Source organism: Lacisediminimonas profundi, from assembly GCF_008831265.1.
In the GTDB taxonomy this organism is placed as follows: domain Bacteria; phylum Pseudomonadota; class Gammaproteobacteria; order Burkholderiales; family Burkholderiaceae_D; genus Lacisediminimonas; species Lacisediminimonas profundi.
The window spans coordinates 267,639-279,784 of record NZ_VTTH01000004.1; the positions used below are offsets into that span (position 1 = coordinate 267,639).

The 12,146-nt window shown below is 64.0% G+C and carries 12 protein-coding genes and 1 riboswitch; of the genes, 10 read left to right on the top strand and 2 right to left on the bottom strand.

Going from position 1 to position 12,146, the window contains the following annotated elements; all coding sequences use genetic code 11:
- Positions 1–120 precede the first annotated feature (120 nt).
- The 6 genes from FVE66_RS13600 (at position 121) to metF (ending at position 6,137) form a co-directional block, all read left to right on the top strand.
- Entirely contained in the window at positions 121–465 is a 345-nt protein-coding gene (locus FVE66_RS13600) for a S8 family serine peptidase (protein WP_151447991.1), read from the top strand.
- Between the two features lie 72 nt (positions 466–537).
- Positions 538–2,700: a S8 family serine peptidase gene (locus FVE66_RS13605; protein ID WP_151447992.1), complete on the top strand. Its 2,163-nt coding sequence runs from the start codon at positions 538–540 to the stop codon at positions 2,698–2,700.
- Complete coding sequence (gene rrtA / locus FVE66_RS13610; RefSeq protein ID WP_151447993.1) at positions 2,697–3,344, top strand: rhombosortase; 648 nt, start codon at positions 2,697–2,699, stop codon at positions 3,342–3,344. Before FVE66_RS13605 ends, rrtA begins: the two co-directional genes overlap by 4 nt.
- A gap of 9 nt (positions 3,345–3,353) precedes the next feature.
- Positions 3,354–3,429, top strand: a riboswitch (S-adenosyl-L-homocysteine riboswitch).
- 25 nt (positions 3,430–3,454) lie between these two features.
- Positions 3,455–4,885 (top strand): adenosylhomocysteinase, encoded by a 1,431-nt coding sequence (gene ahcY, locus FVE66_RS13615; RefSeq protein ID WP_151447994.1) that lies wholly within the window; start codon positions 3,455–3,457, stop codon positions 4,883–4,885.
- Positions 4,886–4,953: 68 nt separating this feature from the next.
- A complete protein-coding gene (locus FVE66_RS13620) occupies positions 4,954–5,295 on the top strand; it encodes a phage holin family protein (RefSeq protein WP_151447995.1) in 342 nt (113 codons plus the stop codon).
- On the top strand, positions 5,295–6,137 hold the full coding sequence (metF, locus tag FVE66_RS13625; protein WP_151448164.1) for a methylenetetrahydrofolate reductase [NAD(P)H]: 843 nt from the start codon (positions 5,295–5,297) through the stop codon (positions 6,135–6,137). Before FVE66_RS13620 ends, metF begins: the two co-directional genes overlap by 1 nt.
- A gap of 30 nt (positions 6,138–6,167) precedes the next feature.
- Here metF and FVE66_RS13630 read toward each other — a convergent pair whose 3' ends face one another.
- Positions 6,168–6,713, bottom strand: a complete 546-nt coding sequence (locus FVE66_RS13630) for a 5-formyltetrahydrofolate cyclo-ligase (RefSeq protein ID WP_151447996.1) — start codon at positions 6,711–6,713, stop codon at positions 6,168–6,170.
- A 112-nt stretch (positions 6,714–6,825) separates the two neighbouring features.
- Here FVE66_RS13630 and FVE66_RS13635 point away from each other — a divergent pair, with 112 nt between their 5' ends.
- The 4 genes from FVE66_RS13635 to FVE66_RS13650 all read left to right on the top strand — a co-directional run bounded on the left by FVE66_RS13635 (position 6,826) and on the right by FVE66_RS13650 (position 11,624).
- Positions 6,826–8,787, top strand: a complete 1,962-nt coding sequence (locus FVE66_RS13635) for a lytic transglycosylase domain-containing protein (RefSeq protein ID WP_151447997.1) — start codon at positions 6,826–6,828, stop codon at positions 8,785–8,787.
- Between the two features lie 20 nt (positions 8,788–8,807).
- Positions 8,808–9,524, top strand: a complete 717-nt coding sequence (locus FVE66_RS13640; protein ID WP_151447998.1) for a glutathione S-transferase family protein — start codon at positions 8,808–8,810, stop codon at positions 9,522–9,524.
- 7 nt (positions 9,525–9,531) lie between these two features.
- Positions 9,532–10,776 carry a multifunctional CCA addition/repair protein gene (locus FVE66_RS13645; RefSeq protein ID WP_151447999.1) on the top strand — a complete coding sequence of 415 codons (1,245 nt, stop codon included), beginning with the start codon at positions 9,532–9,534 and terminating at the stop codon, positions 10,774–10,776.
- Positions 10,777–10,907: 131 nt separating this feature from the next.
- Entirely contained in the window at positions 10,908–11,624 is a 717-nt protein-coding gene (locus tag FVE66_RS13650; protein ID WP_241673229.1) for a GNAT family N-acetyltransferase, read from the top strand.
- Here the strand turns inward: FVE66_RS13650 and FVE66_RS13655 are convergent.
- The gene (locus tag FVE66_RS13655) at positions 11,610–12,107 is read right to left on the bottom strand and encodes an Lrp/AsnC family transcriptional regulator (RefSeq protein ID WP_151448001.1); all 498 of its coding nucleotides are present in this window, start codon (positions 12,105–12,107) and stop codon (positions 11,610–11,612) included. The genes FVE66_RS13650 and FVE66_RS13655 overlap by 15 nt on opposite strands.
- Between the last annotated feature and the right edge of the window lie 39 nt (positions 12,108–12,146).

The window sequence follows — 12,146 nt, forward strand, 5'->3', positions numbered from 1 at the left end:
TTTTTTTGACTGCTGGCAGCATGGCAATCCTGTTGTAAATCGGGTGTTGGCAGTAACTATTCCACCTGAGAAAAAACGATAACTGCTAAAGTTTCGCTGATACAAGTTTGTCAGTGGAACATGCGCTTTCGTCCTCTTTTCCTGCTCTGCCTGATGTCTGCCTGCACCTTGTGTGCGGCATGCGGCGTAGCCGGGATTACCTCCGCCTCAGCGACCGCCCAGCCAGCGGCCGGTCCGCAACTGATCGTCAAGTTCAGGGCTGGCGCCACCACTTGCGACGCAGCCGGCATAGCCCGGCTGTCGGCGCGTACCCGATTCAACTTCCTCCTCGTCCGTCCGATGTCGGGCGATGCCTGCCTCATACGGCTGGCAGATCCCGCCCGCCTTGCCGCCGCCGTGTCGGCCCTGCGGGCGCTGCCGGACGTCGAATACGCCGAGCCGGACGCTCCGATGCGTCCGAGCTAGCCGATCAACATGTCGAGGCCAGCAAACCTGCCCCCGCCCCCGACACCCCCCAGCAGTAATGCATCCCGAACAATGAAAATACGACAAGCCCTGCTGGCGCTTGCGGCCGCGCTTTGTGTCGCCCTGCCCGTGCAGGCCGGCCTGAGCATCGCGCCCTCGCCAGGCAACAGCGCCAGCGCGCCGGCCATCCTTACTCCCTCTTCTGCCGATCCCGGTTTGCGAGAGGAGCTGGTAAGTTCCCTGATCGTGAAGCCGCACCGCAGCCGCGGCGCCAGGCTCGATGCGGCGCTGAAGTCGTCGGATGCCGGCGCGCTCCAGCGTGCGACCAGGGTCCAGCTGCGGGTGCTGCGCCGCATGTCAGGCGGCAGTCACGTGATACGCCTGCCGCATCCCATGCCCCTGTCCGAAGCGCGCGCCATTGCGGCGCGCCTGATGCAGGAGGCCAGCATCGAACTGGCAGAGCCGGACCGCATCATGCGGCCATCGACGCTCACGCCCAACGACCCGTCCTATGGCGCCATGCAGTGGAACCTGATGGCGCCTTCCGGGCTGAACCAGGGCGGGGTCAACCTGCCTCGAGCCTGGGACGCGACTACCGGCAATTCGCTGGTCACCGTGGCGGTTCTCGATGGCGGTTACCTGCCGCATGCCGACCTGGGCAGCGTACTGCCGGGTTTTGACTTCCTGAGCACCACGTCTTACATGAATGGCGTTACCGTCGGCAATGGCGACGGCGATGGGCGGGACGGCGATCCGCGGGACCCGGGCAACGCAACGGCTGCCGGCGAATGCGGCGACGGCGGACCTGCTTCGCGTTCGAGCTGGCACGGCACCCATGTGGCGGGCATCATTGCCGCCGCCATGAACAATGGGATCGGCGGCGCCGGTGTGGCGCCGAATGTGCGCTTGTTGCCGGTGCGCGTGCTTGGCAAATGCGGCGGACCTACTTCCGACATCGTCGACGGCATGCGTTGGGCTGCGGGGCTCTATTCGATACCCGGCGTCGGCGCCAATCCGAACGTCGCGCGGGTGCTGAACCTGAGCCTGGGCAGCGCTGGCAGTTGCTCTGCGGCGTTCCAGAGCGCCGTGAACGATGTTGTCAATGCCGGCAAGCTCGTGGTCGCCGCGGCCGGCAATGACACGGTCGGGGTGCATCAGCCGGCCAACTGCAATGGTGCGATCGCGGTTGCCGCCCATGCGGTGGATGGCGACCTCGCCGACTATTCCAACAGCGGTAGCCAGATCACGATCAGCGCCCCGGGCGGCGGCTGCGGCCGCGGAGCAGGTTCCTGCCTCAGCACCTATTCGCAGAATGGCGTCGGCATATTTTCGCTGTCCAACCGTGGGACCGGCGCTCCACAGCCCAGCCCCGACGGCGACAGCTATGCGGTGATGATCGGCAGCAGCATGGCTGCGCCCCATGTGTCCGGCGTGATTGCCCTGATGCTGTCGCTCGATCCCGCGCTGACCCGGTCTCAGGTGGTGTCTTATCTGCGGGCATCGGCGCGGCCGTTCCCGGCCGGCACCACCTGCGCGAAGCCCGAATACGCCGGCCGCTGCGGCGCCGGCATGCTCGACGCCGCAGCGGCGCTGTCGGTGATCGCGCCGAGCATCGCTGTGAAAAGCAATCTCGTGGTGGTGCCGCCATTGACATATGTGCCGCTGGAAGCCACGGTCAGCGCTGCAGCCGGCCGCAGCATCGTTTCCACCACCTGGGCTCCGTTGCCCGGCAACCCGGGCACCGTGAATATCGATAATGCATCGACCACGATTGCCGGCTTCAATGCGCCCATTACCGGCACCTACGGATTCGTCCTCACCGCGCTCGACAGCACCGGCAAGACCGCCAGCGCAACGGTGACGGTGCGCGTCAATTCGGCGCCGGTGATTTCATTGCTCGGACAGCAGCGCGGCTCCGCCGGCTCGCCACTCGGATTCCGGCTGGTCGCCGTGGACCGTGACGGCGACTCCCCGGTGTTCCATGCGGTCGATATGCCTGAGGGCGCCACGCTGTCTGCAGACGGCAGGTTCGAGTGGGACAGCACGGTGGCCGGTACTTATTCGGTGACCTACTACGCTAGCGATGACTACACCACCAGTTCGCCGGCCACAGTCATGGTGAATGTTGCCGGCGGCACTGGTGGCGGCAGCATGGGGACCGGCGCTTTGCTGGCACTGGCCGTGCTCGCTGGCGGTTCGCGCTTGCGCCGCTGGAGAGCGGTACGGCGGGCATGAAGGCTCCCCGGATGGGCGTGACCGGTGCGGGCAGCTGGTGCCCGTGCCTGTTGCTATGCCTGCTGGCAATCCTGCTGGCGCTGCTTCCGCAATCGCTGCGCTGGTTCGCCTATGATCGCCAGGCGCTGCTGGGCGGCCAGTTGTGGCGCTTGCTGAGCGCGCACCTGGTCCATGTCAATGGCTGGCATCTGCTGTTCAACCTGGCGGGACTGCTGTTGCTGTGCGAACTGCTCTGGGTGCGCCTGCCGGCCCGCCATGCGGTCGGCCTGTTGCTGGCCAGCGCCGTTTCGGTGTCGGCCGGCCTTTGGCTGTCGATGCCGGAACTTCAGCGCTATGCGGGACTGTCGGGTGTGCTTCATGGCATCTGGGCGGGATCGGCGCTGTGGCTGTTGTGGCGGCCGGCGGCGCTAGCCGGCGAGGCACGCATCTGGTGGGCACTGTCCCTGCTGGCGCTGGCCGGGAAGCTGTTGTCCGAAGCCATGGGGGCGGCCAGCCCGGCTTCGGCGATGACAGGCGTCGTCGTCATTACCCAAGCGCACGCACTGGGCGCAGCCGGTGGCCTGGCCTATGCAGTTGCCGCCCGGTTCGCCGGCCGCCTGCCAGGCCGGCGGCGCGGGATGACGCGCAGCCCTGCTTTCGATTAGAATAACGGCCGTGCCAAGGAGCGTTGCGACAGGTTTTCCGCCTGCCAGGCTTGGCATTGTCAATATGCAACGGCGCTCACGTCACTTTTTTCTTACGAAAGGAGCGCGTGATGAGCGCCACATTTGCAGCCAGTACTTCCCCGAATGCCAACCAGGATTTCTTCGTAGCCGATCTCGGCCTTGCCGACTGGGGTCGCAAGGAAATCCGCATTGCCGAAACCGAAATGCCGGGCCTGATGGCGATTCGTGAAGAATTCGCCGCCAGCCAGCCGCTGAAAGGCGCGCGCATCACCGGTTCGCTGCACATGACGATCCAGACCGCCGTGCTGATCCAGACCCTGGAAGCACTCGGCGCGCGGGTGCGCTGGGCCTCGTGCAATATCTATTCGACCCAGGACCACGCAGCCGCGGCGATTGCCGCCAACGGCACGCCGGTGTTCGCATTCAAGGGCGAAAACCTGGATGAGTACTGGGATTTCACGCATCGCATTTTCGAGTGGCCGAACGGCGAATACACGAACATGATCCTCGACGACGGTGGCGACGCAACCCTGTTGCTGCACCTTGGCGCCCGCGCCGAGAGCGATCAGTCGGTGCTGGCCAACCCGGATTCCGAGGAAGCGGTCTGCATGTTCAATGCCATCAAGAAGAAGCTGGCAGTGGACCCGACCTGGTATTCGGTTCGCCTGGCGCAGGTGCACGGCGTGACCGAGGAAACCACCACCGGCGTGCATCGCCTTTACCAGATGCACAAGGACGGCAAGCTGTCCTTCCCCGCCATCAACGTCAACGATTCCGTCACCAAGTCCAAGTTCGACAACTTGTACGGCTGCCGTGAATCGCTGGTCGACGGCATCAAGCGCGCGACCGACGTGATGGTGGCCGGCAAGGTTGCCGTGGTCGCCGGCTACGGTGACGTGGGCAAGGGTTCGGCGCAGGCGCTGCGCGCACTGTCGGCCCAGGTCTGGGTTACGGAAATCGACCCGATCTGCGCACTGCAGGCAGCAATGGAAGGCTATCGTGTCGTGACGATGGACTATGCAGCCGAACACGCCGACATCTTCGTTACCGCCACTGGCAATTACCACGTCATCACGCATGACCACATGGCGCGCATGAAAGACCAGGCCATCGTCTGCAACATCGGCCACTTCGATAACGAAATCGACATCGCATCGGTGAAGCAGTACACCTGGGAAAACATCAAGCCCCAGGTCGACCACGTGATTTTCCCGAACGGCAAGCGCATCATCCTGCTGGCAGAGGGGCGCCTGGTGAATCTCGGTTGCGGCACCGGCCATCCGTCCTATGTGATGAGCTCCTCGTTCGCCAACCAGACGATCGCCCAGATCGAGCTGTTCACCAACACCAAGGCCTATCCGGTTGGCGTGTACACGCTGCCGAAACACCTGGATGAGAAGGTCGCGCGCCTGCAGTTGAGGAAGCTGAATGCGCAATTGACCGAGCTGTCCGACGAGCAAGCGGGTTACATCGGCGTGTCGAAATCGGGCCCTTACAAGCCTGACCACTACCGCTACTGATCCACCAGGTATCCGGTATCACGTGCCGCCCGTCATGGGCGGCACGAAACCTGACAGAAGGAGGTTCCATGCGTCTTTTGCTGGTGTGGCTGATCAATGCGGCAGCCCTGTTTGCCGTTTCCTGGCTGATGAAGTCGGTTGAAATTTCCGACATCACGACCGCCCTGATTGCAGCGCTGGTGCTGGGCCTGGTGAACACGCTGATCCGGCCGGTGCTGGTATTGCTGACGCTGCCGGTGTCGGTGCTGACACTTGGCCTGTTCATCTTCGTCATCAACGGCCTGTTGTTCTGGGCGGTCGGGTCGTCGATTACCGGGTTTTATGTCGCCGGCTTCTGGTCCGCGGTTGGCGGTTCCATCCTGTACAGCGCGATTTCCTGGGCGCTGTCTGCCATATTGTTGAAAGAATGATGTCTTCCAAAAGCTTCAGCATTGAATTTTTTCCGCCCAAGACGCCGGAAGGCGCGGAGAAGCTGCGCGCGACGCGCGCGCAACTGGCGGAATTGAAGCCAGCCTATTTCTCGGTCACTTTCGGCGCCGGCGGTTCCACGCAAGCGGGCACCCGCGACACGGTGCTTGAAATATGCCGCGAGGGTCATATTGCGGTTCCGCACGTCTCCTGCATCGGCCGTTCCCGCAGCGACCTGCGCGAGATCCTGGCGGATTACAAGGCCCACGGCATCCGCCGGCTGGTTGCCTTGCGCGGCGACCTTCCGAGCGGCTATGGCGGTTCCTCCGGGGACTTCCGCCATGCCAACGAGCTGATCGCTTTCATCCGCGAGGAGACTGGCGACTGGTTTCATATCGAAGCGGCCGCCTATCCTGAAGTCCATCCGCAAGCGAAGTCACCGCAGGACGACCTGCAGAATTTCGTGCGCAAGATCCAGGCCGGCGCCAACTCGGCAATTACCCAGTATTTCTACAACGCCGACGCCTACTTCCGCTTCGTCGATGAAGCGCACAAGGCCGGGGTGGATGTGCCGATCGCAGCCGGCATCATGCCGATCACGAATTATTCGCAGCTGAGCCGCTTTTCCGACATGTGCGGCGCCGAGATACCGCGTTGGGTACGGCTGAAGCTGGCCAGTTACGGCGACGATACCGCCTCGATCCGCGCCTTCGGGATGGATGTCGTCACCCAGTTGTGCGAGCGGCTGCTGGACGGGGGCGTGCCGGGGATGCATTTCTATTCGCTCAACCAGGCGGGGCCGACTGCCGAGTTGTGGAAAAGGTTGCGGCTGGCGGAACGCTAGCGTGATGCAGGCTTGCCTGTGTGCGCAAGCTCACGCCAAGCCGGTTTCCGTAACGATCACGTCCATCGGCACATCGAAGGCATCCGGCGTAAATTCCACCCGGCTTGCGGACCATGCTATGCCGATTGCCCGGACGCCAGGGCGGGCCGCCAGCGTCCGGTCGTAGTAGCCGGCGCCATAACCCAGGCGGTAGCGCTGATGGTTGTACCCAAGGCAGGGAATCAGCAGGGTGTCGGGCTCTACCATCCGGTGCACGCCAGCCGGCACGGTCACGCCGGCCAGGTCGCGCGTCATCTCCTCGCCCGGAGTCCAGGCGGCAAATGCCAGCGGCGCATCCCGCTCGACCACGACCGGCAGCGCAAGCTGGATGCCCAGGGCGGCGAGCGCGGCGGCAGCCGGCCGCAGGTCGGGTTCGCCCCGGATCGGCATGTAGAGCGCCAGTACCGCTGGCTGATTTGCCCTGCACCACGCGAGCACGGCGTCGCAGATCGCCTGGTTCATGGCGGCGCGACCATCGGGCTGCATGGACTTGCGCTGTTGCAACAGCTGGACCCGCAGGTCCTGTTTTTTTGACATGGTTCGAGCAGTGTTGTCGGCGCGGTTTCGCGCCGGTTCGGCCGGTTCAAGCGGGCCGCTCGCGTGCTATTCTAGACGAACAGCATCTTGCTCCTGAGAAGGTCAATTTTCGATGACAGTCAGGAAATTTTTCCGCCATGCAATTGTCGCGGCGCTCAGTGCGCTGAGCTTGTCGTCGCCTGCTTGTGCGCAGGCCGGCGCGGACAGCGACGCCTTCCTCTCCTTGCGCGATGCAGCCCGGCGCGACGATGGCGGCCGTGTCGCCGAGCTGGCGGCGCGGCTGGCGCAGCATCCGATCCCTTCCTATGTCGAGTACTACCGCCTGAAGACGCGGCTGCGCAGCGCACCGCAGGAGGAAATTCGCGATTACCTGGCGCGCCACGCCGGCACGGCAATCGGCGACCGCCTGCGCAATGACTGGCTGTTGTGGCTTGGATTCACCCGCGACTGGAGTACCTTCGACGAGCAATACCCACAGTTCATCCTGAATGACGACTTGCAGCTGAAATGTTATGCGTTGATGTCGCGGGCTGCGAAAGGCCAGGACGTCGCTGCCGACGCGCGGGCGATATTGACCTTGCCGAAGGGCTATGGCGAAGCCTGCCCGGCGCTGGTCGGGGCGCTGGTGCAGAACGGTCAGTTCAGGGCGGACGACGTGTGGGCGCAGATTCGACTGGCGGCCGAAAACGGCTACGTCGGACTCGGCCGCAAGCTGGCCCCTTTTTCGGGCGTGCCGGAAGCTGCAATCGTGCAGGCCTTTGAGCGGCCGGTTCTGGTGCTGGACAGAATTGGCCCGGGCCGCGAGTCGCATGAGCTGTTGGCCGTGGCGCTGGGTCGTGTCGCCAGGAGCAGCGTCGAGCAGGCGGCGCAGGCCCTGGAGCGGATTGCGCCCAGGCTGAACCGTTCCGAGCAGGCGCTTGGCTGGGCCCAGATCGCGCTGCAAGCTTCGCTGAAGGCAGCGCCGGATGCCGCCGATTACTGGCGTCGCGCCGGCGATGCCCCGCTTTCGCTCGACGGGCATCAGTGGAAGGCGCGTTCGGCGCTGCGTGCAGGCGACTGGAGCATGGTGGGCAAGGCGATAGCCGCGATGCCAGCCTCGCTGCAGGACGACGCGGCATGGATCTACTGGAAAGGCCGCGCCCTGAAGGCGCAGGGCAAGGCCGAGGATGCGCAGGCCGCGTTCAAGTCGGTTGCCAGCCAGATGAATTTCTACGGCCAGCTGGCCACCGAGGAACTCGGCCAGAAAATCAGCGTACCGGCCCGGGCGACCCTGCCCGGCGATGACGAAATCAACGCCATGGCAGCCAACCCCGGCTTTCAGCGCGCCATCAGGTTCCTTGAGATGAGCATGCGTTTCGAGGCCTACCGCGAGTGGAACTGGCAGTTGCGCAAGATGAGCGACCGGGAGCACCTGGCCGCCGCCGAGTTCGCGCGCCGCTCGAACCTGCTGGACCGGATGGTCAACACCTCCGACCGCACCAAGACGGAGTTCGACTTCACCCAGCGTTTTCCCTCCCCTTTCAGCGACCTGATGCACAAGGCTACCGAGCCGCTGCAACTGGACAAGGCCTGGGTCTATGGACTGATACGGCAGGAGTCGCGTTTCATCCTGTCGGCGCGGTCCCATGTGGGCGCATCCGGGCTGATGCAGCTGATGCCGGCAACCGCCAAGTTCGTCGCCCGCAAGATCGGCATGCGAGACTTTGAACATTCGCGGGTGAACGACATCGGCACCAACCTGGTCCTGGGCACCAACTATCTGAACATGGTGCTGAAGGACCTCGAGGGTTCGCAGGCGATGGCCACGGCCGCGTATAACGCCGGTCCGGGCCGGCCGCGCGCGTGGCGCTCGACACTGCCGCGTGCGGTCGAAGGTGCGATTTTTGCCGAGACCATTCCGTTCACCGAGACCCGCAACTATGTCAAGAACGTGTTGTCGAATGCCACCTACTATGCGGCACTGTTCGAAGGGCGGCCGCAGTCGCTGCGCGAGCGCCTTGGCGTAGTAGCGCCCAAGCGCTACACAGGATCGGCGGTGGCTGACGCCAGCAATCCTGGCGGCGACGCTCCCTGACCACAGCCGGCGACGCGAAAATGCAGGATACCGAACTCGAACCCATGCCCGCTGCGGTGGCATCCATGCAGGGCGCCCGGCGTCCCAGGCTGCAATTGGTCATCGCCAACAAGAACTATTCCTCCTGGTCCATGCGGCCGTGGGTGGCAATGACGGCGTTCGACATTCCTTTCGAAGAAATCCGCATTCGCCTGGCACAACCCGATACCGACCAGGAAATTTGCCGCTATTCGCCATCCGGGCGGGTCCCGGTCCTGATTGACGACGGTCATGCGGTATGGGATTCGCTGGCAATCTGCGAGTATGTGGCGGAACAATTTCCCGAGCACCGGATGTGGCCGCAGGATGTGCGGGCGCGGGCGACTGCACGCTCGGTATGCGCGGAAATGCATTCCAGCTTCGCCGCCTTGCGGCGTGACATGAGCATGAACATCCGCGCCTCGCGCCCCGGCCGGGGCCGCACGCCTGACGCCCAGGCAGACATCGGGCGCATCTGCGAGATCTGGGAACAGTGCCTGTGTGAATTCGGGCACCGGGGTTTCCTGTTCGGCGAATTTTCCATCGCCGATGCTTTCTATGCGCCGGTCGTGATGCGCTTCATCACTTACGACGTCGCCCTGGCGCCGGCGCTGCAGGCTTATGTCGAGCGCGTGGCCGAGCATCCGGCGGTGGCGCGCTGGGTGGCGCAGGCGCACGCCGAGCCGGAGGCGATTGCCAAGTACGACGATGCCGCATGAGACGCGCATGAAGACCTACGTGGTTGGCGGTGCGGTGCGGGATGAAATGCTCGGCTTGCCGGTGCAGGATCATGACCATGTCGTCGTCGGTGCGACCCCGGACGACATGATCCGCGCCGGTTTTCGTCCGGTCGGCAAGGATTTTCCGGTGTTCCTGCATCCGCAGACGAACGAGGAATATGCGCTTGCGCGCACCGAGCGCAAGACTGCGCCGGGCTACACCGGCTTCGTGTTCCACGCCGCGCCCGACGTCACGCTGGAGCAGGACCTGGCCAGGCGCGACCTGACGGTGAATGCCATGGCGCGCGCGGACGACGGCAGCATCGTCGATCCATTCAACGGCCGGCGCGACCTTGCCGCGCGAGTCTTCCGCCATGTTTCTCCTGCCTTCGAGGAGGACCCGGTCCGGATATTGCGGCTGGCCCGTTTTTCCGCCCGGTTCGGCAGCTTCTCGATCGCCCCGGAAACCAATGAACTGATGCGCAAGATGGTCGAGGCCGGCGAAGTGGATGCGCTGGTGCCGGAACGTGTCTGGCAGGAACTGGCGCGCGGCCTGATGGAGGAAAAGCCGTCGCGCATGTTCGAGGTGCTGCGTGGCTGCGGCGCGCTGGCGCGCATCCTGCCCGAACTGGATTGCTTGTGGGGCGTGCCGCAACCGGCGCAGCATCATCCGGAGGTCGATACCGGCTTGCATGTGATGATGGTGCTCGATCTTGCGGCACGCCGCGCGGAGAACCTGGCCGTGCGCTTTGCCGCGCTGACCCACGACCTCGGCAAGGGTGCCACTCCACCCGAAGAGTGGCCGCGGCATCACGGCCATGAAGCACACAGCGTGCGCCTGGTGGAACAGGTATGCCGCCGCCTGAAGGTGCCAAACGAGGTCCGGGACCTGGCCCTGATGACGGCCAGGGAACATGGCAATGTCGGCCGTGCGAAGGAGTTGCGGGCCGACACCATGCTGCGCCTGTTCGAGCATTGCGACGCCTTTCGCAAGCCCGAGCGCTTCGAACAGATGCTGCGCGCCACTGAGTGCGACTACCGCGGCCGCAGCGGCTTTGAAGACCGGCCGTTTCCGCAGGCCGCTTACCTGCTGCGTGGATTGCAGGCGGCACGGGCGGTGGAAGCGGGGCGGATTGCGCTGGAGACAGCGAGCCGCTATCCGCAAGAGCCGGCACGCATTCCGGAAGCGATCAGGCGCGCGCGGGTGGCGGCGATCATGCCGGTCTGGCAAGCGGAGCGGCTTGCGCAGTAGTTTTACCATCCTGCCCGGCCGGACGCGGCAAGCATCGAATACTTCACGTAGAATGGTTTTGTGCATCGCAACATCCATACTGCCAGTCCGACATGAACTTCGCCGCCCTCCTCAGCCGAATCCTTGCCAGCATGGCGCCCGGTGCAAGCAAGCCCGCGTCCGGCGGCAGCTATTTCCCGGTCACGGTCAAGGCGTTGTCGGAGAGCGATCGCCGCCGCCTGCTGCGCCATTTCCTGGCTCTTGGGCCGGATGACCGCTTGCTGCGTTTTGGCAGCCAGTTGCCGGACGAACTGGTCACCCGTTACGTGCAGGGACTCGACTTCAATCGCGATGTCATCTTTGGCGTCTACGACCTGGCGTTCAGGTTGGTCGGCGTCGGCCATCTGGCGTTCGCGCCCAGCGACAGCAACCCGGTGTATGGACATGCCACCACCAAGGAGAAGGTCGCCGAGTTCGGGGTGTCGGTCTCAGCCAGCGCGCGCGGCCGCGGCATCGGCACCCGCCTGTTCGAACGAGCCTCCATGCACTGCCGCAATGAAGATGTCGACACCCTCTACATGCATTGTCTGTCGTCGAACGGGACCATGATGCATATTGCCCGCAAGGCAGGCATGGAAATCCATCGTTCCTACGGCGAGGCGGACGCCTACCTGACGCTGCCGCCGGCCAGTCCGGGCAGCATGCTGCAGGAGGCGGTGGACGAACAGCTTGCCATGTTCGACTATACGGTGAAGTCAAATACCCGGGCCGCCTTCAGGTGGTTGAAGAAGTTGCCGGGCCTGCGTACTAAGGAAGAATCAAAGGAAGAATCAAAGGACGGATCAAAGGACGGATCAGACCAGCGGTAGCGCGGTCGTATCCTTGATCTTTTGCAGCGCGAAGCTGGACTTTACATCGAGCACGGCCGGATGGCGCAGCAGCGTCTCCATCATGAAGCGCGAAAAATGCGCCATGTCTTCCACATGCACCCGCAGCAGGTAATCCATCTCCCCCGTCATCGCATAGCACGCGACCACCTCCGGCCAGTTGGCAACCGACGCCGCGAAATCTTCCTGCGGCGTGAGGCGCGGCTTGCGTGCGGGTGACGAGGCATCATGTTTCTCAAGCCTGACGTTCACCCAGGCCAGCAATCCCAATCCAATTTTCTGCGGGTCCAGCAGGGCCACATAGCCGCGTATCACGCCTTCCTGTTCCAGCCGGCGTATCCGCCGCAGGCAGGGCGAGGGCGACAGGTTGACCCGCTCCGCCACCTCCTGGTTGGACAGGTGACCATCGGCCTGCAAAATGGAAAGTATCTTGCGGTCGATCGCGTCCAGGTTCACGGCGGCCATTTTTCACCTCATTACCAATAATTTACGCAATTGTATTGC

Excerpts from the sequence above, each read along its gene's own strand:
- ahcY (WP_151447994.1), top strand. The coding sequence starts at position 3,455 with ATGAGCGCCACATTTGCAGCCAGTACTTCCCCGAATGCCAACCAGGAT.
- FVE66_RS13645 (WP_151447999.1), top strand. The coding sequence starts at position 9,532 with ATGAAGACCTACGTGGTTGGCGGTGCGGTGCGGGATGAAATGCTCGGC.
- FVE66_RS13635 (WP_151447997.1), top strand. The coding sequence starts at position 6,826 with ATGACAGTCAGGAAATTTTTCCGCCATGCAATTGTCGCGGCGCTCAGT.
- FVE66_RS13600 (WP_151447991.1), top strand. The coding sequence starts at position 121 with ATGCGCTTTCGTCCTCTTTTCCTGCTCTGCCTGATGTCTGCCTGCACC.
- FVE66_RS13650 (WP_241673229.1), top strand. The coding sequence starts at position 10,908 with ATGGCGCCCGGTGCAAGCAAGCCCGCGTCCGGCGGCAGCTATTTCCCG.
- FVE66_RS13620 (WP_151447995.1), top strand. The coding sequence starts at position 4,954 with ATGCGTCTTTTGCTGGTGTGGCTGATCAATGCGGCAGCCCTGTTTGCC.
- FVE66_RS13605 (WP_151447992.1), top strand. The coding sequence starts at position 538 with ATGAAAATACGACAAGCCCTGCTGGCGCTTGCGGCCGCGCTTTGTGTC.
- FVE66_RS13640 (WP_151447998.1), top strand. The coding sequence starts at position 8,808 with ATGCAGGATACCGAACTCGAACCCATGCCCGCTGCGGTGGCATCCATG.
- metF (WP_151448164.1), top strand. The coding sequence starts at position 5,295 with ATGTCTTCCAAAAGCTTCAGCATTGAATTTTTTCCGCCCAAGACGCCG.
- FVE66_RS13630 (WP_151447996.1), bottom strand. The coding sequence starts at position 6,713 with ATGTCAAAAAAACAGGACCTGCGGGTCCAGCTGTTGCAACAGCGCAAG.
- FVE66_RS13655 (WP_151448001.1), bottom strand. The coding sequence starts at position 12,107 with ATGGCCGCCGTGAACCTGGACGCGATCGACCGCAAGATACTTTCCATT.
- rrtA (WP_151447993.1), top strand. The coding sequence starts at position 2,697 with ATGAAGGCTCCCCGGATGGGCGTGACCGGTGCGGGCAGCTGGTGCCCG.